General features: G+C 45.7%; 22 protein-coding genes. 8 read left to right on the plus strand and 14 right to left on the minus strand.

Features of this window, described 5'->3' with window-relative positions; all coding sequences use genetic code 11:
- Positions 1–23: 23 nt before the first annotated feature.
- Complete coding sequence (locus AAEU32_RS04185; RefSeq protein ID WP_421969266.1) at positions 24–917, minus strand: TIGR01777 family oxidoreductase; 894 nt, start codon at positions 915–917, stop codon at positions 24–26.
- Positions 918–1,070: 153 nt separating this feature from the next.
- Between AAEU32_RS04185 and AAEU32_RS04190 the strand changes: the two genes are divergently transcribed.
- Positions 1,071–2,117 (plus strand): AI-2E family transporter, encoded by a 1,047-nt coding sequence (locus AAEU32_RS04190; RefSeq protein WP_421969267.1) that lies wholly within the window; start codon positions 1,071–1,073, stop codon positions 2,115–2,117.
- On the opposite strand, the gene AAEU32_RS04195 is transcribed toward AAEU32_RS04190, so the two are convergent.
- From AAEU32_RS04195 to AAEU32_RS04215, 5 genes are all read right to left on the minus strand, one after another.
- Positions 2,114–2,539 carry a hypothetical protein gene (locus AAEU32_RS04195; protein WP_421969268.1) on the minus strand — a complete coding sequence of 142 codons (426 nt, stop codon included), beginning with the start codon at positions 2,537–2,539 and terminating at the stop codon, positions 2,114–2,116. The two genes, AAEU32_RS04190 and AAEU32_RS04195, sit on opposite strands and share 4 nt — an antisense overlap.
- 4 nt (positions 2,540–2,543) lie before the next feature.
- Positions 2,544–3,881: an ATP-binding protein gene (locus AAEU32_RS04200; RefSeq protein ID WP_421969269.1), complete on the minus strand. Its 1,338-nt coding sequence runs from the start codon at positions 3,879–3,881 to the stop codon at positions 2,544–2,546.
- Positions 3,875–4,549: a response regulator transcription factor gene (locus AAEU32_RS04205; protein WP_421969270.1), complete on the minus strand. Its 675-nt coding sequence runs from the start codon at positions 4,547–4,549 to the stop codon at positions 3,875–3,877. Before AAEU32_RS04205 ends, AAEU32_RS04200 begins: the two co-directional genes overlap by 7 nt.
- Positions 4,549–4,797, minus strand: a complete 249-nt coding sequence (locus tag AAEU32_RS04210; protein WP_421969271.1) for a PepSY domain-containing protein — start codon at positions 4,795–4,797, stop codon at positions 4,549–4,551. Before AAEU32_RS04210 ends, AAEU32_RS04205 begins: the two co-directional genes overlap by 1 nt.
- 104 nt (positions 4,798–4,901) lie before the next feature.
- Positions 4,902–5,204, minus strand: coding sequence for a YciI family protein (locus AAEU32_RS04215; RefSeq protein ID WP_421969272.1), 303 nt, complete (start codon positions 5,202–5,204; stop codon positions 4,902–4,904).
- Between the two features lie 298 nt (positions 5,205–5,502).
- On the opposite strand from AAEU32_RS04215, the gene AAEU32_RS04220 reads away from it, so the two are divergent.
- Positions 5,503–6,927, plus strand: a complete 1,425-nt coding sequence (locus AAEU32_RS04220; protein ID WP_421969273.1) for a sodium-dependent transporter — start codon at positions 5,503–5,505, stop codon at positions 6,925–6,927.
- A gap of 18 nt (positions 6,928–6,945) precedes the next feature.
- Here AAEU32_RS04220 and AAEU32_RS04225 read toward each other — a convergent pair whose 3' ends face one another.
- Positions 6,946–7,584: a CPBP family intramembrane glutamic endopeptidase gene (locus tag AAEU32_RS04225; protein WP_421969274.1), complete on the minus strand. Its 639-nt coding sequence runs from the start codon at positions 7,582–7,584 to the stop codon at positions 6,946–6,948.
- Positions 7,585–7,643: 59 nt separating this feature from the next.
- Positions 7,644–8,225 (minus strand): inner membrane-spanning protein YciB, encoded by a 582-nt coding sequence (locus AAEU32_RS04230; protein WP_421969275.1) that lies wholly within the window; start codon positions 8,223–8,225, stop codon positions 7,644–7,646.
- 137 nt (positions 8,226–8,362) lie between these two features.
- On the opposite strand from AAEU32_RS04230, the gene AAEU32_RS04235 reads away from it, so the two are divergent.
- Positions 8,363–8,638: an HU family DNA-binding protein gene (locus AAEU32_RS04235; protein WP_421969276.1), complete on the plus strand. Its 276-nt coding sequence runs from the start codon at positions 8,363–8,365 to the stop codon at positions 8,636–8,638.
- A 7-nt stretch (positions 8,639–8,645) separates the two neighbouring features.
- Here AAEU32_RS04235 and trpA read toward each other — a convergent pair whose 3' ends face one another.
- The 6 genes from trpA to AAEU32_RS04265 are packed head-to-tail and all read right to left on the minus strand — an operon-like array spanning position 8,646 to position 15,206.
- Positions 8,646–9,452: a tryptophan synthase subunit alpha gene (trpA, locus tag AAEU32_RS04240; RefSeq protein ID WP_421969277.1), complete on the minus strand. Its 807-nt coding sequence runs from the start codon at positions 9,450–9,452 to the stop codon at positions 8,646–8,648.
- Positions 9,452–10,636, minus strand: coding sequence for a tryptophan synthase subunit beta (gene trpB, locus AAEU32_RS04245; protein WP_421969278.1), 1,185 nt, complete (start codon positions 10,634–10,636; stop codon positions 9,452–9,454). Before trpB ends, trpA begins: the two co-directional genes overlap by 1 nt.
- 7 nt (positions 10,637–10,643) lie before the next feature.
- Positions 10,644–12,008 (minus strand): bifunctional indole-3-glycerol-phosphate synthase TrpC/phosphoribosylanthranilate isomerase TrpF, encoded by a 1,365-nt coding sequence (gene trpCF / locus AAEU32_RS04250; RefSeq protein WP_421969279.1) that lies wholly within the window; start codon positions 12,006–12,008, stop codon positions 10,644–10,646.
- The gene (gene trpD / locus AAEU32_RS04255; protein WP_421969280.1) at positions 12,001–13,017 is read right to left on the minus strand and encodes an anthranilate phosphoribosyltransferase; all 1,017 of its coding nucleotides are present in this window, start codon (positions 13,015–13,017) and stop codon (positions 12,001–12,003) included. Before trpD ends, trpCF begins: the two co-directional genes overlap by 8 nt.
- Positions 13,018–13,020: 3 nt before the next feature.
- On the minus strand, positions 13,021–13,611 hold the full coding sequence (locus AAEU32_RS04260) for an aminodeoxychorismate/anthranilate synthase component II (RefSeq protein WP_421969281.1): 591 nt from the start codon (positions 13,609–13,611) through the stop codon (positions 13,021–13,023).
- Positions 13,612–13,622: 11 nt separating this feature from the next.
- Positions 13,623–15,206: an anthranilate synthase component 1 gene (locus AAEU32_RS04265; protein WP_421969282.1), complete on the minus strand. Its 1,584-nt coding sequence runs from the start codon at positions 15,204–15,206 to the stop codon at positions 13,623–13,625.
- 502 nt (positions 15,207–15,708) lie between these two features.
- Here AAEU32_RS04265 and rnm point away from each other — a divergent pair.
- The 5 genes from rnm to rluB are packed head-to-tail and all read left to right on the plus strand — an operon-like array spanning position 15,709 to position 19,512.
- Entirely contained in the window at positions 15,709–16,539 is an 831-nt protein-coding gene (gene rnm, locus AAEU32_RS04270; RefSeq protein ID WP_421969283.1) for an RNase RNM, read from the plus strand.
- Between the two features lie 27 nt (positions 16,540–16,566).
- Entirely contained in the window at positions 16,567–17,187 is a 621-nt protein-coding gene (locus AAEU32_RS04275) for an L-threonylcarbamoyladenylate synthase (RefSeq protein WP_421969284.1), read from the plus strand.
- Positions 17,184–17,999 (plus strand): segregation and condensation protein A, encoded by an 816-nt coding sequence (locus AAEU32_RS04280; protein WP_421969285.1) that lies wholly within the window; start codon positions 17,184–17,186, stop codon positions 17,997–17,999. The genes AAEU32_RS04275 and AAEU32_RS04280 overlap by 4 nt, the downstream gene beginning before the upstream one ends.
- 56 nt (positions 18,000–18,055) lie before the next feature.
- Positions 18,056–18,643 carry an SMC-Scp complex subunit ScpB gene (gene scpB / locus AAEU32_RS04285; protein WP_421969286.1) on the plus strand — a complete coding sequence of 196 codons (588 nt, stop codon included), beginning with the start codon at positions 18,056–18,058 and terminating at the stop codon, positions 18,641–18,643.
- The gene (gene rluB, locus AAEU32_RS04290) at positions 18,643–19,512 is read left to right on the plus strand and encodes a 23S rRNA pseudouridine(2605) synthase RluB (protein WP_421969287.1); all 870 of its coding nucleotides are present in this window, start codon (positions 18,643–18,645) and stop codon (positions 19,510–19,512) included. The genes scpB and rluB overlap by 1 nt, the downstream gene beginning before the upstream one ends.
- Positions 19,513–19,544: the final 32 nt, after the last annotated feature.

A 19,544-nucleotide genomic window follows, 5' to 3' on the forward strand; every position in this document is an offset into this window, starting at 1 on the left:
AAAAGGCGGTGTTTTTTTTGATATCAGTGGTGATTTAAAAGTTGCTCCAGCGCGGGTTTTAACTCTGGATGGCGAAATCGAAAACCCTCACTGAGCATTCGTTTGGGGTAAACACTTTGTCCATACAAGAGCAAATCAGCCATTTCGCCCATGAGTAAACGCATAACTGCCTCAGGCATTCTAAAGAATGCAGGGCGCCTAAGGACTTGTGCCAATGTCTTTGAAAACTCTTCATTATTTACTGGATTTGGCGCGGTCGCGTTTATGGGGCCACGGAGAGTCGGCTCTTTCATTAAGTGGATAATGATCTGCACCATGTCATCAATGTGGATCCATGACATCATTTGCTGACCATCGGCAATGGGGCCTCCAAGGCCAAAGCGAAATGCAGGAAGCATTTTTTGTAGTGCGCCACCGCAGTTAGATAATACGATGCCAGTGCGCAGTAGGCATACTCGGGTGTCGGCCTCAAGCGCCGCTTGCTCCCAGTCTTTGCATAGAGTATGGCTGAATTCGTCATAACAGCGCTCATACTCTTCATTGATAATTGTCTCTGGTGCTTGGCGGCCGTAATAACCAATGGCACTGCCTGAAATCATCACTTTGGGTTTGGTTTGGGCTGCGTTGATGCGCTTTGCGATGTCTTTTGTCAGTGTGACACGGGAGTTATATAACCTGATTTTTTGGGCTTTGCTCCAGCGTTTATTGACGATAGGCTCTCCGGCCAAGTTGATCACCACGTCGATGTTATTGAAATCCACTTCCTCTAAGTCACTTACAGCTTCAATGCGATGGCCCAGCTTAAGGTACGCTTTGGTCGGGTTTCTCGTGAGCACCGTTACGCTGTGGTGGTTGAGTAAATGTTTATACAGCTCAGTGCCGATTAATCCTGTAGCACCGGTGATGAAGATATTCATGCTGGACATATTATTTATGGGTTATCTAGGAAAGTTTAGGACATTTCATACGAATTTGTTTAGTGAGGGATCATTTTAAACGCTTAATCAATGGTTTATTTTCAAAGTTAACTCACCTAAACTGGGTCCATAACTATAAAAAAGGAATGCACCATGGCAAGCTTTGTAGGAGCAAGCAAAAGTCTTATCGTTATGGCATCGCTCGTAATTGTGCTCGCTGGCGTGAAAATTGCGACCCCTTTAGTGGTCCCGTTTATTCTCTCGGTCTTTATTGCCATTATCTGTAGCCCACTGATTAATGCACTCGGTCGATATCGAATTCCAAAAGGAGTAGCCATCATCATGGTCATTCTGTTGGTATTTGGATTGATCCTCAGTTTGGCAGGATTAGTTGGCCAATCAGTGAATGACTTCTCAAACCAATTACCGCGCTATGAAGAGCAATTAAAGCGTGAGTTTGCGTGGCTGGTTAATTTGCTTGCCAATTACAACATCTTCTTAGATAAAGAGCAGATCATGTCTACCTTTGACCCTGGCAAGTTGATAAATGTGGCAACCAGTATGCTTGCCGGGTTCGGCGCCGTGATGGCAAACCTGTTTTTAATTATCGTGACAGTGGTGTTCATGCTGTTTGAGGGCCCAAGTATCAGCAAAAAAGTGCACTTGGCGCTCAATGATCCGGATATGAAAATGAAGCAAATTGACCGCTTTATCGAATCCATCAATTCCTACTTGGCGATAAAAACAGTGATCAGTTTATTAACCGGTGCCTTGGTAACCTTGTTGTTGTGGGTCATCGGCGTTGACTATTTTGTGCTGTGGGGTGTGGTGGCCTTTATGCTCAATTATATTCCGAATATTGGCTCTATCATTGCCGCGATTCCTGCGGTGCTGCTGGCTTTAATCACGTTAAGCCCACTTAGTGCATTGCTTGTAGGCAGTGGCTATATGATTATCAATATGGTGATGGGAAATGTGGTAGAGCCACGTTACATGGGTAAGGGGTTGGGGCTTTCTGCGTTAGTCGTTTTCTTATCCTTGATTTTCTGGGGGTGGTTGCTTGGCAGTGTAGGGATGCTGTTGTCAGTGCCGCTGACCATGGTGGTAAAAATCGCCTTAGAAGAAAGTGAGGAGGGTCGCTGGCTTGCAACCCTACTTAGTAGCGATGTTGAACCGCCAAACGACAATCAACACGCTTAATCCAAAGGTACTTGGTACGCCTCAATACGTTGCTCTATTAGTCGCAGTTCGCATTTTTTATATGCGATGGCTGCGGCTACCGCGTTTGGCATGACACGCAAATAGCGCCAGCGACAACTGTCCTCAACATAATGCTTGTATGTCTTTTCTGCGCGTAGGTAAATGTCGAGTGGTTGGGTTATCCCAGAGCTTTTCGCATAGCCTTCGAGCTCTAACTGACGTTTATTTTGCCACGCCTGCCACTGTCTCTTTTTGGCATCAAGTTGTTTGTCTAAACACTGCGTATAACTACGGTTACCTTGAGGGGTGGTGTCAGCATGGACACACTCTGGCTCGGCCTTGTTTGCTGCAACAACGAGTGATGTGGTGCACAAAGCACCAACCGCAAAGAGTGTTTTTAAAGTAATATGCTTATAATTCATTATGTTATGTCGTTTCTTGATAATCGAATTCTAATTCAAAGCGAGCGCCGCCTAAGGGGCTGTCCGAGATGGTCAGCATACCGTGATAACCGTTTACGAGGTCAGCAACAATAGCCATACCAACGCCATGACCACTTTCATAACTGTCTAAACGTGTACCACGCTGTAATAATAGCTCACGTTTTTCTTTTGGTACGCCTGGGCCATTGTCATCGATGGTGAGTGTGAGGCGCTTTTTAACTTGTTTTACTGTTAGCGCCACGTGGCCATCACAGGCTTTGCAAGCGTTATCAATGAGGTTGCCTAGTAACTCCATTAAATCGGTTTTATCGCCTAAGAAAAAGTGTTTGTCATTGACGTCGATACTGAACTCAATGTTTTTGTCACGATACACTTTGCTCATGGCATTAAAAATGGACTCCGCCACGGGCTTAATCAAGGTTTGCTTTTTCCACGTATCTGACGCTCCGGTTGCCGCGCGCTTCAATTGGTGCTCGATCATCACATTAATTCTGTCGAGTTGCTCTTGGGCATCGCTATCTTGTGCCAAGGGACTTGATTTGAGCACCGCAAGGGGAGTTTTAAGCGCGTGGGCAAGATCGCTCAATGAAGCGCGATAACGCTCTTTCTGGCGCTGCTGTGAGTCTAAAAGCAGGTTTAGGTCAGCTTTAATTGTTTGTAATTCAATGGGGTAGCTGCCTTTGATGCGCGTACTGTCACCGCTTTCTATGGCTTTTATTTCTTTATCAAGCCTGTGCAGTGGTCGTGAGCTCCAAAAGAAACCGATAATCATCAAGGCGGTGATCACAACCCCCATGATAAGCATCCAATTAATGGAGGTTTCTTTAAAGCCTTCCATAAGGCGTAAGATACCTTCATTGCTTTTGACCACGATAAAGCGTGCTTCTATGGTTTCATCTAGGCTTGAGAGAATACCTGTGAGCGATAATTGCCAATATTTTCGCCCTTTAAATGTCACCATTCGAAAATCTGATGTGCCAGTTTCTGTGTTGAATAAATCTGGCTTGAAATCGACATTCAGTGCTGACTCACTGTGCCACACCTGTTCGTTGTTACTGTAAATCATCGCGTAGGTATCAGATGTAACACGATTGAGTTCAGGGGCTAGAATGCTGCGTGGCATTTGCACACCTTGCTCTGTGTACTCGACTTCGGAGATGATCGAATACAGGTGTGCTTCGAGGGTTTTTTGTGTGGCTTCAATGAGAGAGGCGCGATAGGCATTGCCGATTGAGACGAACAAAATCGGCATGGCCACAATCAATAAAAAGACAAGGATGAATCCTTGCCTTATTTTCAGTGAAACTTGATTTCCTACCACTGTGAACGCAACCTGTATCCTCGACCACGCAGGGTCTCAACAGGGTTTAGTGTGCCTTCAGGGTCGAGCTTCTTACGCAAGCGCAAGACGAATACTTCGATCACGTTGGAGTCTAAATCGAAGTCTTGATCATAAATGTGCTCGGTAAGTTCAGACTTGGAAATAACTTTTTGTGGGTTGACCATCAAGTACTCTAACACCTTGTATTCATAAGCTGTTAGGTTCAGCTCTCTATCGTCGACCCATACACGCTGTGAACGAGTATGAATGCAAATAGGACCATTAGTGATCTCCGGGTTAGCCTGACCGGCACTGCGACGAATGAGTGCGTTACAGCGTGCGATTAGTTCTTCAACATGGAAAGGTTTAGTCAGATAATCGTCGGCACCCGCGTCCAAACCTTCAACTTTGTCTTGCCAACGATCCCGCGCAGTCAAAATTAAAATTGGAATTTCAACGCCGTTCTTACGCGCTTGTTTGATAAGTTCGATGCCGTCGATTTTTGGTAAGCCTAAGTCGACTACAGCCATATCTAACGGATACTCGCAGATGTGGAATAGGCCAGCTTCACCGTCGTGGCATAAATCAACGCTATAACGCTCTTTTTCTAGAGCACTGCGCAGGTTGTCTGCTAAATGTTGATCGTCTTCGATGACTAGAATTCGCATTAAAATTTTTCCTTCTCAACTTGCCCTGTGTGTTTGGAGACAATGATATCGATGACCCTACCTTTGGGCTTTAGGATCCGAACAATGAACGTGTCCTTTTGTTCTGTAATCTTTAGCACTTTACCGTCTTCTTTTTGCTTGGCAATGGCCACTGCCTGCTTCTTGTCTATCGCTTTGCTGTCTTGGGAATACGCATTCGGTATACACAGAGCAAGTGACATAAATAGTGCTGTGATAATTCTAAACATAATTTAAGAAGCTCCCGGTAAATGCATGGTAAGCGAGGCGCGCTTACGGTATGGGCAGTGACATGCTAACAGCATACAAAAAACCACTTAACGTTTACTGAACTTTAAGCAGGTAGCACTTTTTTATATGGTTTTACAATTGAGTTCTCGTACACGCCTGCACTGATGTAAGGGTCATTTGCGGCCCACTCACGCGCATCTTGCAGCGACTCAAACTCAGCTATAACCAAAGAGCCAGTAAAACCGGCTTCCCCCGGGTTGTCACTGTCTATGGCAGGTAATGGGCCTGCGACAAAAAGACGACCTTCCTTATCAAGTTGTTCTAGTCGGGCAAGGTGACTTGGGCGAGCCTTAAGACGTTTCTCTAAAGAGTTTTCAACGTCTGTTGAGTAAATCATATACAACATTAAAAAAACCATACGGTAGGTATGCAATACGCTTATCATAGCCAGCAATGCTGGTGCTTGTAAATTTTATTCGATGAACGCTGGGCGAATTATCCTCAAATACCCAGCTGCTCATACAATCTTGTATTTGATGGTATTTTTACCGTTATTTAAGGTGTGCAAGAGGGCTGGGGTGGCGTAGTCGCATTGCATTGGCAAGTGATCGTAACAGTCATGGCTATGCCTATCACCGCGCGGGGCTTGAAAACCCAGCTTTAACACCGTAGAGTCTTGCTTAAAATAATAACAAGGGTTTTCTATGACAGGGAAACGTGAACACTTTAGCTCGCGCTTGGGCTTTATTCTAGCCGCTGCAGGTTCTGCAGTGGGTATCGGTAACCTCGTTGGCTTTCCAGTCTCTGCTACCAAAAATGGTGGTGGTGCGTTTTTGCTTGTATACGCTTTATTTGTCGCCTTTATCTGCCTTCCGGTAATGATGGCGGAGATGGCTATGGGTCGTCATGCACAAAAAGATCCTTATGGCTCATACAAGTCACTTTCCAATAATTCTTCTAAATGGAGTATCGCCGGTGCGCTGGCAGTGCTTACACCGTTTATGATTGCCGTGTTTTACATGGTGATTACCGTGTGGATTTTTGGTTATCTAGCGCAAACAGCGATGGGCAACCTTGATGCACTTGCCGACCCAGGTAACTTTGGCCGCTTTATTAACGAATACAGTATTTTTGGCTATATGGTTGTCGTGGCGATTATTGTTAACCTAATTTTGGTCGGTGGTGTCAAAGAGGGGATTGAAAAGGCCGCAAAGTTCTTGATGCCGGCGCTATTCGTTTTGCTGATCGGTCTTGTTATCTACGTACTGACGTTAGATAACGCGATGGCCGGTGTGAGCTATTACATTGTGCCTGATTTCTCTAAGATGAATGCAGGTGTTGTGAATGGCGCGTTATCGCAGGCGTTTTTCTCTTTGTCATTGGGTATGGGTATCTTAATGACTTATGCCTCGTACATCTCGAAAAAAGATGACATTGTCAGTGGTGCTAAGATGGTTGCCATCACCGACTCGTTGGTCGCATTTACTGCGGGTTTGATGGTGTTGCCAGCTATTTTCAGCTTCAACCCAGACACTGATCCAAACCAGTTATCCGAATCATCGGTGTCGATGATCTTCGTTTATCTACCAAAAATCTTGTTAGCACTACAAACAGATATTGGCTTCTTAGGTGCGTCTGTTGTTGCGTTCGTATTCTTCTTGCTGGTATTTTTTGCAGCTATCACATCACTGGTATCGATTGTTGAAGTACCTACCGCAACGCTTATTGAAGAGAAGTGCTACAGCCGTAAAAAAGCGTTGTTAGTATTATCGGGCACGATAGGTATTTTAACCGTCGCGTGCACGGTCTCGTTTGGAATGGTCGACTGGTTAACAAGCTTTGTTAACTATGGCGGTGCGGATAAGAGCTTCTTTGATGTGGTGTATGACGTATTCTACGACACAATCTTGCCTTTGAATGGTTTGATGGTGTGTTTATTTGTCATGTATCGCTGGAAGAAAGCAAAATTGACCGAAGAGTTGTCCCAAGGCTGTGATAGTTATGCGGGAAGCTTTATGGAAAAGTATGTAAACTTCTCACTATCAACCTTCATTCCTGCAATCCTATTGATCATTTTCGTCAATACGGTGGCAACGAAGTTCTTTGCATTTAGCATTTTCAATATCTAAATGGCGTATGTCGGGAGCCTACAAGGCTCCCGAATCTAAGTAGCTTCCCACACCCAGTGTAAACATCCATAATCCCCACAGACTGTGCTCTAACACGCAGACAAATGTTGAGCGTGATTGTGCATAGGTATAGGCGAATAACAGCCCACCTAGAAACGCTATCAATACCGCAATAACATTGTTATATACACAGTGAGCGAGTGCGAATACGCAAGCGCTGAGCCACACCCGAGCACCTTTATTTGGAATAATGTACTTGTAGCGATGAAAGAAATAAGTACGAAAAATGAGCTCTTGTGGCAAGACCGAAAGAAGTGGGTAGAGAATGAGTAGCTTTAACCATGCACTTGGCGATTCTAGTGGATAATTGAACCAGTTACCTTGGTTAACAATGCTATACAAGACACCCGATACAAGCGCACCGATAAGAAAAAACATCGCTATGCGCCGTTTAACAATTGCGAATTGGCCAAAAGATATGAGCCTAAAACGTTTAAACTGTGGGTCTTTAAGTAGGGTTATGCAGCAAATGGCAGTGAGGGTAATAAGCGCAGGAATAAGCCAATTATGTAAGTATGCTCTGAGCGAAAAGCCAACAAGGGGTAACGCGATAAACAGGCAGATTAACTCAAACCAACGGTATTGGAAATTACTCAAGATTTAAGCCCCTTGTTACACCTCCAAAGTGGCGAGTGTAACAAGGGTTTAAGGCAATCTTATGACTCTTCTTCAGGGAAGTAAGGATAGATACGTACGATGGTGAAAATAATGGCGATAAAGGTGATACCAATGAGGCCAAATACTTTAAAGTTCACCCAAAAGTCCAGTGAGAAATTGTAAGCCACATAAATATTCAACGCGGCAATAAAGGCAAATAAGATCACCCAAAATGTGTTCAACTGCTCCCATATTTTCGCCGGTACCTCGACAGTATCAGCAGTGTTATCCCCTTGTTTTTCAGACACAGACTCCAACAGGCCAACTAATGCCTTCTGCACCAAGTTTTTCTTAAAGACAAAACGCGATACCAGCAGAGCAAGCGCGAGTAGGGCGTAGATGAAGGTTGCTTTCCATTGAATAAAGTGCTCATCACGAAACAAGATGGTCATTGTGCCAAGGACTAACGCAATAGCAAAAAAGATCCAATGACGCTTCGCTACACTGCCTTCTTTGAAATAGGCATAAGCAATTTGAATACCACTGGCCACCACCAACACTGCGGTTGCCCAGTAAATGTCGACCAATTTATAAACTGCAAAAAATAATATTAAGGGGATGTATTCAATTAAGGTAGCCATAATGCTTTCCGTTACTGCAAGTTGCAGATGTTTTACCAGTTACGGGCGCTAAGCTCAAGGCAATGCGGCATTTGGTTTGACATTTTCACCTGGCACTTTTAGTCTGCGCGCCTTTGTAGTTTTCAATAGGGTAAAAAGTGAATAAAAAACAGCTTATTGATGCGATGCATTCGCACAGTGGTTTAAGCAAAAAAGAATGTACCTCGGCACTGGGCGCTATGCTTGATGCGATAACTCAGTCATTGCATGAAGGCGATGCGGTATTTATTCCAAAGTTCGGTAACTTTTCATTGAGCTATCACCCTGCCAAGTTAGGCCGAAATCCACAAACGGGTGAGCAAATTGAGATAGCCGGGCAAAATAAAGTGGCCTTCAAGTGCGCAAAAGCACTCAAAGACCACTTGGTAAATTGATGTGATGCTACGCTTTGGTTGCCGCTTTCATGTGTTCGCAAAATGTGCGCAATTGTTCACATGTGCGCGCTATATCACCTAGGTTTTCGGCGATAATCTTTACCACAGCAGAGCCACTAATCGCACCAGCAGCGCCACTTGCGAGCGCGTTTTTAACATCTTCTGGTGTGCTAATACCAAAACCAAGCAAAGCTGGGGCCGAGTGATACTCGCGTAACTGAGTGATCATCTCCTCAGGTGGCATTTGTGCCTTGGTTTCAGTGCCTGTAACCCCAGCGCGTGAAAGCAAGTATGTGTACCCACGTCCATACGAAGCACATTGGCGCAGCGTGTCATCATCGGCATTCGGAGTAGCGATAAAGATAGGCTCGATACCGCAACTCATCGCGGTGCGACGGAACATCTTTGATTCATGCAGCGGTACGTCGGCTACTAAAATTGAGTCCACGCCGGAGTCTTTGGCACTTTGGTAAAATTGTTCCAAGCCTTTTGCTAGCACTAGGTTCGAATACAATAACAAGCCAATAGGAATATCGGCGTTGTACTGGCGTATTGTTTTGATGATGTCGAAGCAATCATCGGTGGTGACATTCGCTTGCAGAGCGCGAATGTTGGCCTGTTGAATTACCGGGCCATCAGCGATTGGATCTGAAAACGGAATGCCCAATTCAAGTGCATCTGCGCCGCCATCAATGAGGCTTTTGATAATCTCGATGCTTTGCGTTTTATCTGGGTCGCCAATGGTAACAAAAGGGACGAATGCGCCTTCACCTTTTTCATTTAAACCTGCGAACATGGCATTGTAGCGGCTCATTATTCATCTCCTCGCGCTGCTAGCACTGTGTGTACGTGGGCCAAGTCTTTGTCACCACGACCACTTAAATTGACTACAAGTATCGTTTCTTCTGTTTGCTGCTCAGCATATTGCAGAGCATACGCTAGGGCATGGCTTGATTCTAGTGCTGGAATGATCCCTTCATTACGTGCCAAAGCTTTAAAGGCATCCAGTGCCTCATCATCAGTAATACCGACGTATTGAGCGCGACCTGTCTCATGTAAATGGGCGTGTTGTGGCCCCACAGCAGGGTAGTCTAACCCAGCTGAAACGGAATAAGACTCCTCAATTTGGCCTTGCTGTGTTTGCATGATGTAGGTGTAAGCACCGTGGAGAATACCTTTGGTGCCGCGGCACAGTGTTGCCCCATGCTCTCCGCTATCAAGGCCTTTGCCCGCAGGCTCTACGCCGATGAGCTTTACACTGGGCTCATCAATGAAGTCAGTAAACATGCCGATGGCATTTGAACCGCCACCGACACAGGCGATGACTGCGTCTGGCAGACGACCTTCAGCCTTTAATACTTGTTGCTTCGCTTCTTCGCCAATCATTTTTTGGAATTCACGTACCACCGTTGGGAATGGGTGGGGACCTGCAGCCGTACCAAGCAAATAATGCGCGGTTTTGTAGTTGGCAGACCAATCACGAAGGGCTTCGTTTACTGCATCTTTCAACGTACCTGAGCCAGCGGTAACAGGGATCACTTCTGCACCCATCAAGCGCATACGAAATACGTTAGGCTGTTGGCGCTCAACGTCTTTTGCGCCCATATAAATGCGGCATTTCAAACCAAGTAGTGCACAGGCTAATGCGGTGGCAACACCATGCTGTCCGGCACCGGTTTCTGCGATAACTTCTTTTTTACCCATACGCTTGGTGAGCAATGCTTGACCCAATACCTGATTGGTTTTGTGAGCGCCGCCGTGCAGCAAGTCTTCGCGTTTTAGATACAGTTTAACGTTAGGGTTTTTCACCAAGTTACGGGTAAGAGTAAGCGGCGTTGGACGACCGGCATACTCGTTAAGTAATGTGCGAAACTCTGTCTCGAACTGTGGATCTTTTTGTGATTTGTTGAATTCACTTTCAAGTTGTTTGAGCGCAGGGACTAATAATTCTGGAACGAACATGCCGCCAAATTCGCCGAAATAGGCTGGATTTTTCATAACTACCTCAATAATTCCGTATTGCTGCAAACGCAGCATCAATTTTATTCTTACATTTTTTACCCGGTGCGCTCTCTACACCTGAGTTTAAGTCGAGACCTTGCGCTGCTGTGGCGCGCGCATCGACAATGTTGTCTGCAGACAAACCGCCAGCGAGCATAAAAGGAGCATTAACGTTGGCGAGTAATTGCCAATTGAACTGCTCTCCTGTACCGCCCTTAGCGTGCTTACTGTAGGTATCATACAGGACTCTATCTGCACCGTGGATACGCTCAGGTAGCGCACTGCCGACAGCGTGCGCTTTCCATATTTGGCAGGTGAGTGGCAGCGCATTGCGTAATGTACTGATGTACTGTGCATCTTCATTACCATGCAGTTGCACCGCCGCAAGTTTGAGTACTGCGGCATATTCACTCACTTGCTCAGTGGGGGCATCGACAAATACACCAACAAATTTAAGAGCAGCGCTATCAACAATCGCGCGCGCGCAATCCAAGTCGACATAGCGCGGTGATTTAGGGTAGAAAATAAGCCCACCATACACTGCACCTGCACTGTAAACCGCTTGCGCATCTTGTACGCGCGTCAAGCCGCATACTTTGTTATCGCCTAAGATGAGACTGCGACAGGCAAGTTGTAAATCCTGCTGCGCCATGATGGAGCTTCCCACTAAGAAACCATCGCACAATGGACTTAAACGTTTTACATCCTGATGGGTATAGATACCCGACTCAGAGATCACCACTTTATTTTGTGGGATCAATGCACGCAGGCGTTCAGTTGTCGCTAAATCAGTGCTTAAGTCACGCAAGTTACGATTATTAATGCCAATAATTTGCGCATCGAGCGCCAGAGCGCGAGCTACCTCTTGTTCGTTACTTACTTCTGTAAGCACATCCATATTGAGTGACTGAGCAAGCGCTGACAATTCCTTGTAAGTCTCATCATCTAGTACAGACAACATCAACAAAATGGCGTCGCCGCCATAGTAACGGGCAAGATATACCTGATAAGGGTCGATAAAAAAGTCTTTACAGATCAGAGGCTGTTCAACTAAATCTCTCACTTGCGCCAAATACTCGAATTTTCCTTGGAAGTATTTCTCATCGGTTAGCACGCTAATGCAACTGGCATAATGCTTATATACTGAAGTGATTTCCTGCAAATTGAATATGTCGCGAATTAAGCCTTTAGATGGAGAGGCTTTTTTACACTCCAGGATAAAGCTCGTTGGGCCTTCCTTAAGGGCGTGGTAAAAGTCGCGTGTTGAAGGCGTTAGCGCATCTTTAAATTCATCTAATGGGCGCTCAGCCTTGCGCTTTGTAACTTCAATGCGTTTATCTGCGACGATTTTTTCTAATACATTAGCCATTACTTACCTCTTTGATGGCATTAAGTGTTTGCATGGCAACACCGCTTTTTAATATGTGCGCGACATGTTGGGCTGCTTCTTTAAAGTTTGCAGCTTTGTTATTTAACACCAAAAGTGCTGCTACGTTGGCAATAATAGCGCTGTTGTGAGCCGCAGAGCCTTGACCGCTTAAAATCGCTGTTGCAGCTTGAGCATTGTAGTCTGGACCAGAGCCAGCGAGCGCTTCAAGTGAAAAGTTTGCAAGACCAAAGTCATCGGCGCTGAGGGTGTATTGTTGCAATTGCCCCTCTTTGAGCTCGACTACGTGGGTATCACCGTGCAGGGCAATTTCATCTGTACCACAGCCGTGGACTACCATTGCCCGTTCACAGCCAAGCTTTTGTAGTGTTTTGGCCATAGGCAAACACAAAGCAGGGGAGTACACACCTAAGAGTTGAGCTTGGGGCTTGGCTGGGTTGGCTAGCGGCCCAAGAATGTTGAACACCGTGCGTGTTTTCAACGTGGTGCGTACTGCCATAGCATGCTTTACACCGCTGTGATAAAGCGGAGCGAATAAAAACGTAAAACCTGTTTGCTCAAGTACATGCGCAGCCAACTCTGGGCTCATGTTAATGTTAATACCAAGACGTTGCAGTAAGTCAGACGAGCCTGAGTTGCTAGAGACACTGCGATTACCGTGCTTGACGACGTTTAAGCCGCATGCTGCTGCAACGATTGAAGCAGTGGTACTAATATTGATGGTATTGGCTCCATCGCCGCCTGTGCCACAGGTATCAACTAAATCAGTTGCATTGGTAACGAACGGTGTGGCATTTTCACGCATGGCAGCTGCAGCGCCTGCAATTTCTTCAGCGCTTTCGCCTTTAATTTTTAACGCCGTAAGTAATGATGCCAAGGTAATATCATCTACTCGCCCTTGCATGATGTCATTGAATAGACTGTGAGTTTCATCAAAGCTCAAATCACTTTGCTGATAGAGTTTGGTTTGTATGTCTGTGAGTGCATCCATGACTTACTCCTTGGCCGTCAAAAACGCGAGGCTTTGTTTTAAAAGTTCAGAGCCTTGCGGGGTTAAAATGGATTCAGGGTGAAATTGGTATCCCAGCACCTTGTCTTGGTCGTTACAGATGGCCATGGGCATGCCCTGATACTGAGCAATAACCCGGATACACTCTGGCACTTCAGTTGCTACCAGTGAGTGATAACGCGCCACCACCATGTTGTCGCCAAAACCTTCAAGTGCTGGGTGCTTTGCCAACGTAATTGTTGAGGACTTACCATGCACCGTCTCATTGGCATGGCCGACAACGCCACCATAGGCTTGGGTCAGGGCTTGTTGACCAAGACAAATGCCGAGCATTGGAAATTTCCCCTTACACAGCTCGATTAAGGTCATTAAACATCCTGCATCTTTTGGCGCACCGGGCCCTGGAGACAAAACTAAAACCACAGGTTGTGTCTCTGCACACATGCGCGCAAAAATTTTCTCGGCACTGACAGTGTTGCGATAAACAACAAGCTCTTGATTCATTTGTGCGAATTCATCCACCAAGTTATAACTGAATGAGTCCACGTTATCTAAGAAGTAAATCTTATAATTCATGCTTTGGACTCCTAGTGCTCATTGGTGGTGGGGGGATTGCTGGTCGCAATGGCGCGAAGTACGGCACCTGCTTTAGCGCGTGTTTCATCAGCTTCTGCTTGAGGGTCTGAGTCGAAAACAACGCCCGCGCCCGCTTGCACGTGAGCTACGCCCTGTTTGACAAACGCGCTGCGAATAACAATACAGGAGTCCATCGAACCATCGCCTGTTAGATAACCTACTGCACCACCATAGCTACCACGACGCTTATTCTCGACCTCGCGAATTAAACGAGCAGCACTGACTTTAGGGGCGCCGACCAAGGTACCCATATTCATGCAAGCCTGGTACGCGTGCAGAGCATCCAAATCATCTTTTAGTTGGCCTACAACACGGGATACAAGATGCATGACGTGAGAATATCGGTCGACTTTAAGTAACTCTTTGACGTGACGTGTACCGGGCTTGCTGATGCGAGCCACATCATTGCGAGCCAAATCCACTAACATAATGTGCTCAGCGCGCTCTTTTGTATCGTTTCGCAAATCCAGCTCTATGCGTGAGTCTAAGTCAAGGTTGAGCGAACCATCAGGATTCTTTCCGCGAGGGCGCGTGCCCGCGATCGGATAGACTTCAACTTGGTTGGTTTGGGCACAATACTTCAATGCCGACTCTGGAGAGGCGCCAAATAAGTCAAAGGATTGATCTCGCATATAAAACATATATGGACTCGGGTTTTGCTCTTTGAGTTTGGCGTAAGCTTCAAGTGGCTTAGGGCAAGGAAGAGAAAAGGTACGAGAAGGGACAACTTGGAAGATGTCGCCATCAATAATATGATGCTTTAAGGCTGTTACTTGGCTGATGAATTGCTCGTCAGAGATATCAACACGCGCTTGCATCTCAGTGTGATTGGATGGTGGGGCAGGATAGTCATCTAAACTGTCGCACAGAGTATTTAGGCGCTCTACCTTTTGCCCGACTTCAAAGCAATTTGCATGTACTTGGGGGCCATTAAACACATTGCCAATAATTTCTGTACTTTTTGCTTGGTGATCTACAACGACCATGGTCTCAGCAAGGTAAAAAACATAGTCAGGGCAGGTGTTTTCTCTACTTGGAACACAGGGCAACGTCTCAACATTGGCCACCATGTCGTAACCCATCACCCCACCGAGGAAAATAGCAAATGGGTTATCGGTGTTGTTACTGATTTGTGTGACGCATTGGCGCAGAGTATCAAACGCGTTGGCTGCTTTGAGTTTGGCATACTCATCAAGATCCCCATCGACTGTTTGGTACGTGACACTTAGGGTGTCGTCATCAAGCTGTGTGCTTGCAGATTCGATATGCACTTGTAGATAAGAAAGTAATTGCCTGCCATTATTTGACAATGCTTTGACTTGGACTTTGGCACCGTTACATTCGATGCGCAGCGCAGCGTCAACTAAGACGATGCTTTTGAGATTTTCTTTAGAGTCGACTTCTGCGGATTCCAACAGCAAGGTATTGGCATTGTCGAGCTTTGCAAACAGGCTCAGTGCCGAGGGTATATAGTCCCGGCGCTGACTAATGCTGGTTACTTGCCCCGCAGTGGTCGAAATGTGACTAAAAATCATAAAAGGTCCTCATTCCCATATAATCAATCACTTAAACATGTTGAAAATATTCACTATCACCATGTTGAGTATAAAAGTTATAAAAAAACCCGCAGACTTATCGAGTAAGCTGCGGGTTGCAAAATGCTCAGCCATGATAAGGCCCACCCGCTATATCGAGTGCCACCACCAAATAATCATGTTGTTTGTTGACTGAGTCATGTTCATTATTTTCACCAAAATTAAATACAAAAAAACCCGCTTCGAATGCGGGTTTGTTATCAGTTTATGTAGCGCCAGCCACGACTAATTCCACCCGCTATGTGCAGTGCCACCACCAAGTGATATGAATTAGAGTGTGAGTCGTCATTTGTTTTCTTTAAACCGATGTAATCTGGCATCTAGTAGAACTTACGGTGACAAATGTGTCAACCCCTTATTTCAGAAAAGTTTATTGCCCTTAAAACCCGCATCAATGGTACACTGGCGCAATTCTTTATCTTACAAGTTACCGAGTAGTGCAGTGCTAAAATATGACTTACACAGTCACAGTACTTTTTCCGATGGCAAACTGACGGTCAGCGAACTTGTTCAGCGCGCAGCAGACAAAGGCGTTGATGTCTTAGCACTGACCGATCATGATACCACTGCGGGCATTGAGCCTGCGCGCCAAGCGATTAGTGAACTCGAGCTTGCACTTGAACTCGTTGCTGGGGTTGAAATTTCAACTCGCTGGCACAGTTTTGAAATTCACATAGTCGGTTTAATGGTCGATACTCAGGCGCCACAGCTTAATGCGTTATTGTCTGAACAGCAGCAAAAACGCAGTGAACGCGCAGCTAAAATTGGCGAACGGCTAGATAAAGCTGGGTTTGACTCTACTCATGAGCGAGCACTTAAATTGGCGGGTGAGGCACAGGTGACTCGCGCTCATTTTGCTCGTATATTAGTGGAGCAAGGAGCAGCAAAGAACGTACAAAGCGTGTTTAAGAAATATCTGAGCCGTGGTAATACTGGTTATGTGCCAAGTACGTGGTGCGATATGAACACTGCCATTGAAGCTATTCATAGCGCTGGTGGACAAGCTGTGTTGGCACACCCAAGCCGTTACAAAATGTCGAATAAATGGTTGCGTAAGTTGATCAGTGAGTTTAGTGAACTCGGTGGCGACGCTATGGAAGTGGCACAGACTCAACAAGCGCCATCAGAAAGGCAGTTTTTAGGTCAGCTTGCCCGTGAAAACGGGTTGTTGTGTTCACAAGGGTCTGATTTTCATTTTCCTTTACCTTACATAGAATTAGGAAAGAACCTATACTTGCCTAAAGATTGTGAAGGCGTATGGCAGCGCTGGTAAGTAGAATAATAAGAAATAAGGACAGTTATGAGTCAATTTTTTCACATTCATCCAGAAAATCCGCAGCGCCGATTAATTCAACAAGCGGTTGATATTATTCGTCAAGGTGGTGTTGTCGTATACCCCACAGATTCAGGCTATGCAATAGGTTGTGGCTTGGGAGAAAAACAAGCGCAAGAGCGTATTACCCGTATTCGCGGTATTGAAAAACACCATAATTTCACTTTGATGTGTCGAGATTTATCTGAGCTTGCTACGTATGCACGTGTAGATAATCAAATGTTTCGTATCATTAAAAATAATACGCCAGGGCCATATACGTTTATCTTCAAAGGGACCAAAGAGGTGCCTAGACGTGTTCTCAATGACAAGAAAAAGACTATCGGGATCCGCGTATCTGACAACCCTATTTGCCAGGCAATTCTTGAAGAGTTAGGCGAGCCAATGATGTCTTGCTCACTGATTTTGCCGGGACAAGAATTTACGGAGTCAGACCCAGACGATATTCGCATGCAGCTTGAAAAACACGTAGATGTGATTATTCATGGTGGTTATTTGAGCGAGCAAGCAACGACGGTAATCGACATGTCTGACGGTGATATTGAAGTATTACGTGTAGGCTGTGGCGACCCTAGTCCATTCCAATGAAAGAGCACGTAATTGCACAGCAGCAAAAACTTCCGTTGGCTTTTATCCGTGGCGAGGCTGTGGTCGAAAAGCCTGAAGATTTGTACATTCCACCCGATGCTCTTGAGGTCGTTTTAGAGACCTTTGAAGGGCCTTTGGACTTACTTTTATACCTCATTAAAAAGCACAAGCTTGATGTATTGGAACTGTCGATATTCAGTATCACGGAACAGTACATGAAATATGTAGAAATGATGCGCGAATTTCAATTGGAGTTAGCAGGCGAGTATTTGGTTATGGCTGCACTGCTGGCACAAATTAAATCACGCTTATTGCTTCCTGTTCATGAAGAGCTTGAAGAAGAGGAAGACCCCCGCGCTGAACTTATTCGACGCCTACAAGAGTATGAGCAATTCAAAAAAGCGGCAGAAAATCTTGATGAAATTCCGCGTATGGAGCGTGATATCTTCAGTGCTCATGCACTCATAGAAGAAGAGGCATTGCCATCGCCTCTGTTTCCTGATGTATCTATGCAAGATTTGATGTTGGCTTTAAGTGATGTCATGGCCCGCGCAAAGAGTTTTGAGCACCATCACATAACACCTGAGCAGCTATCTACGCGAGCACGCATGAGTGATATTTTGAGTTATTTACAACAAGCTCAAGGCTACGTGGAATTTGCAGCGCTTTTTAGTGTGCAAGAAGGGCGCGCTGGAGTGGTTGTAACATTTATTGCTATTTTGGAGCTCACTAAAGAAGGGCTCATTATGTGTCAGCAGGCAAACAGCGAGTCTATTATCCATGTGCGCCTAAAGGAGCATGCTCACGAATGAATCGCTTTGCGATATCGCCGAGCTCTGACATAATACACGCTTAATTTGAGGTCCCCATGAGCAGCAGACGAATTAGTGATGAGCAACTAGTTGAGCTAATAGAAGCCGCTATCTTTGTCTCGCCAAAACCACTGACAAAAAAACAACTCAAAGAAACGGTACTCAGTGACATAAGTGTGACGCCAAAACGTGTCAATGAGGCACTTGATGCCATTGAAACGCACTACCAAACGCGCGGTATTCGTCTCGTACAGGTGGGCTCAGGTTATCGTTTTCAAGCGTGCAGCAGTTTAAGTCCATGGTTAAGTCAATTGTTCCAAGAACGAGCGCCAAAGTATTCCCGGGCGCTGCTTGAAACATTGTCTTTGATTGCCTACCGCCAGCCCATCACCCGAGGTGAGATTGAGCAAGTGCGTGGTGTGACCGTTGCAAGTAACATCATGAAAACGTTACAAGAACGTGGCTGGGTAAAGGTTGTGGGTCACAAAGAAGTGCCAGGTAGACCTGCACTCTATGCAACAACAAATGAATTTTTAGACTATTTTTCTTTATCTGGGTTGGAGCAATTGCCACCGTTGCCGCAGCAACAACATAGCCAGATAGACAAACTATTACATGATCCTTCTGTGAGAGAACCATCTTAATGAGTGAAAAGTTACAAAAAGTCCTAGCGCGAGCAGGTGTCGGCTCCCGTCGCGAAATGGAAAAATACATCGAATCTAATCGGGTGAGTGTCGATGGCAAGGTTGCGCGCTTGGGCGACCGTGTAGAGCCAACTCAAAAAATCCGTGTTGATGGCCACATTGTTAAAATAGAACAACCGCAAGAGCGTATCTGTCGCGTGTTGATGTACCACAAGCCTGAAGGGGAGTTGTGTACACGTAAAGACCCAGAAGGTCGTCGTACTGTATTTGACCGACTACCGCGTATCGATGGCGATCGTTGGATTGCCATTGGTCGTTTAGACATTAATACTTCAGGCTTGTTGTTATTTACTAATGACGGTGAGCTTGCGAACCGCTTAATGCATCCGAGTTACGAGATTGAGCGTGAATACTCGGTACGTGTGTTTGGTGATGTGACCAACGACACGTTGCGCACCCTAACAAACGGCGTGGAACTAGACGATGGCCCAGCCCGTTTTCATACTATTAAACCTATGGGCGGTGAGGGCATTAATAAATGGTTTAATGTGACCCTAAGTGAAGGCCGTAACCGTGAAGTACGACGCATGTGGCAATCACAAGGCGTTGAAGTATCGCGACTCATTCGTGTGCGCTATGGTCAGTTGGACTTAAATAAACGATTACCACAAGGCGGTTGGGAAGAACTAGAGCTTGGTCGTGTTAACTATTTACGCAAGAGCGTGGGACTGCGAGCGGAAACACAAACCAAACTTACAGTTGAACAAATGCAGCCAAAACGCAAAGATAAGCGTGCTCAAGTGAATCGCATTCGCAAAGCGGTTAAAAAGCACAACCAACGTGTGCAGCAACACAAAAAGCGCCGATAAGGCGAGAACGAACAATAAAAAACGCCGTAATT

The organism is Pseudoalteromonas maris (assembly GCF_049257235.1).
Taxonomy (GTDB): Bacteria; Pseudomonadota; Gammaproteobacteria; order Enterobacterales; family Alteromonadaceae; genus Pseudoalteromonas.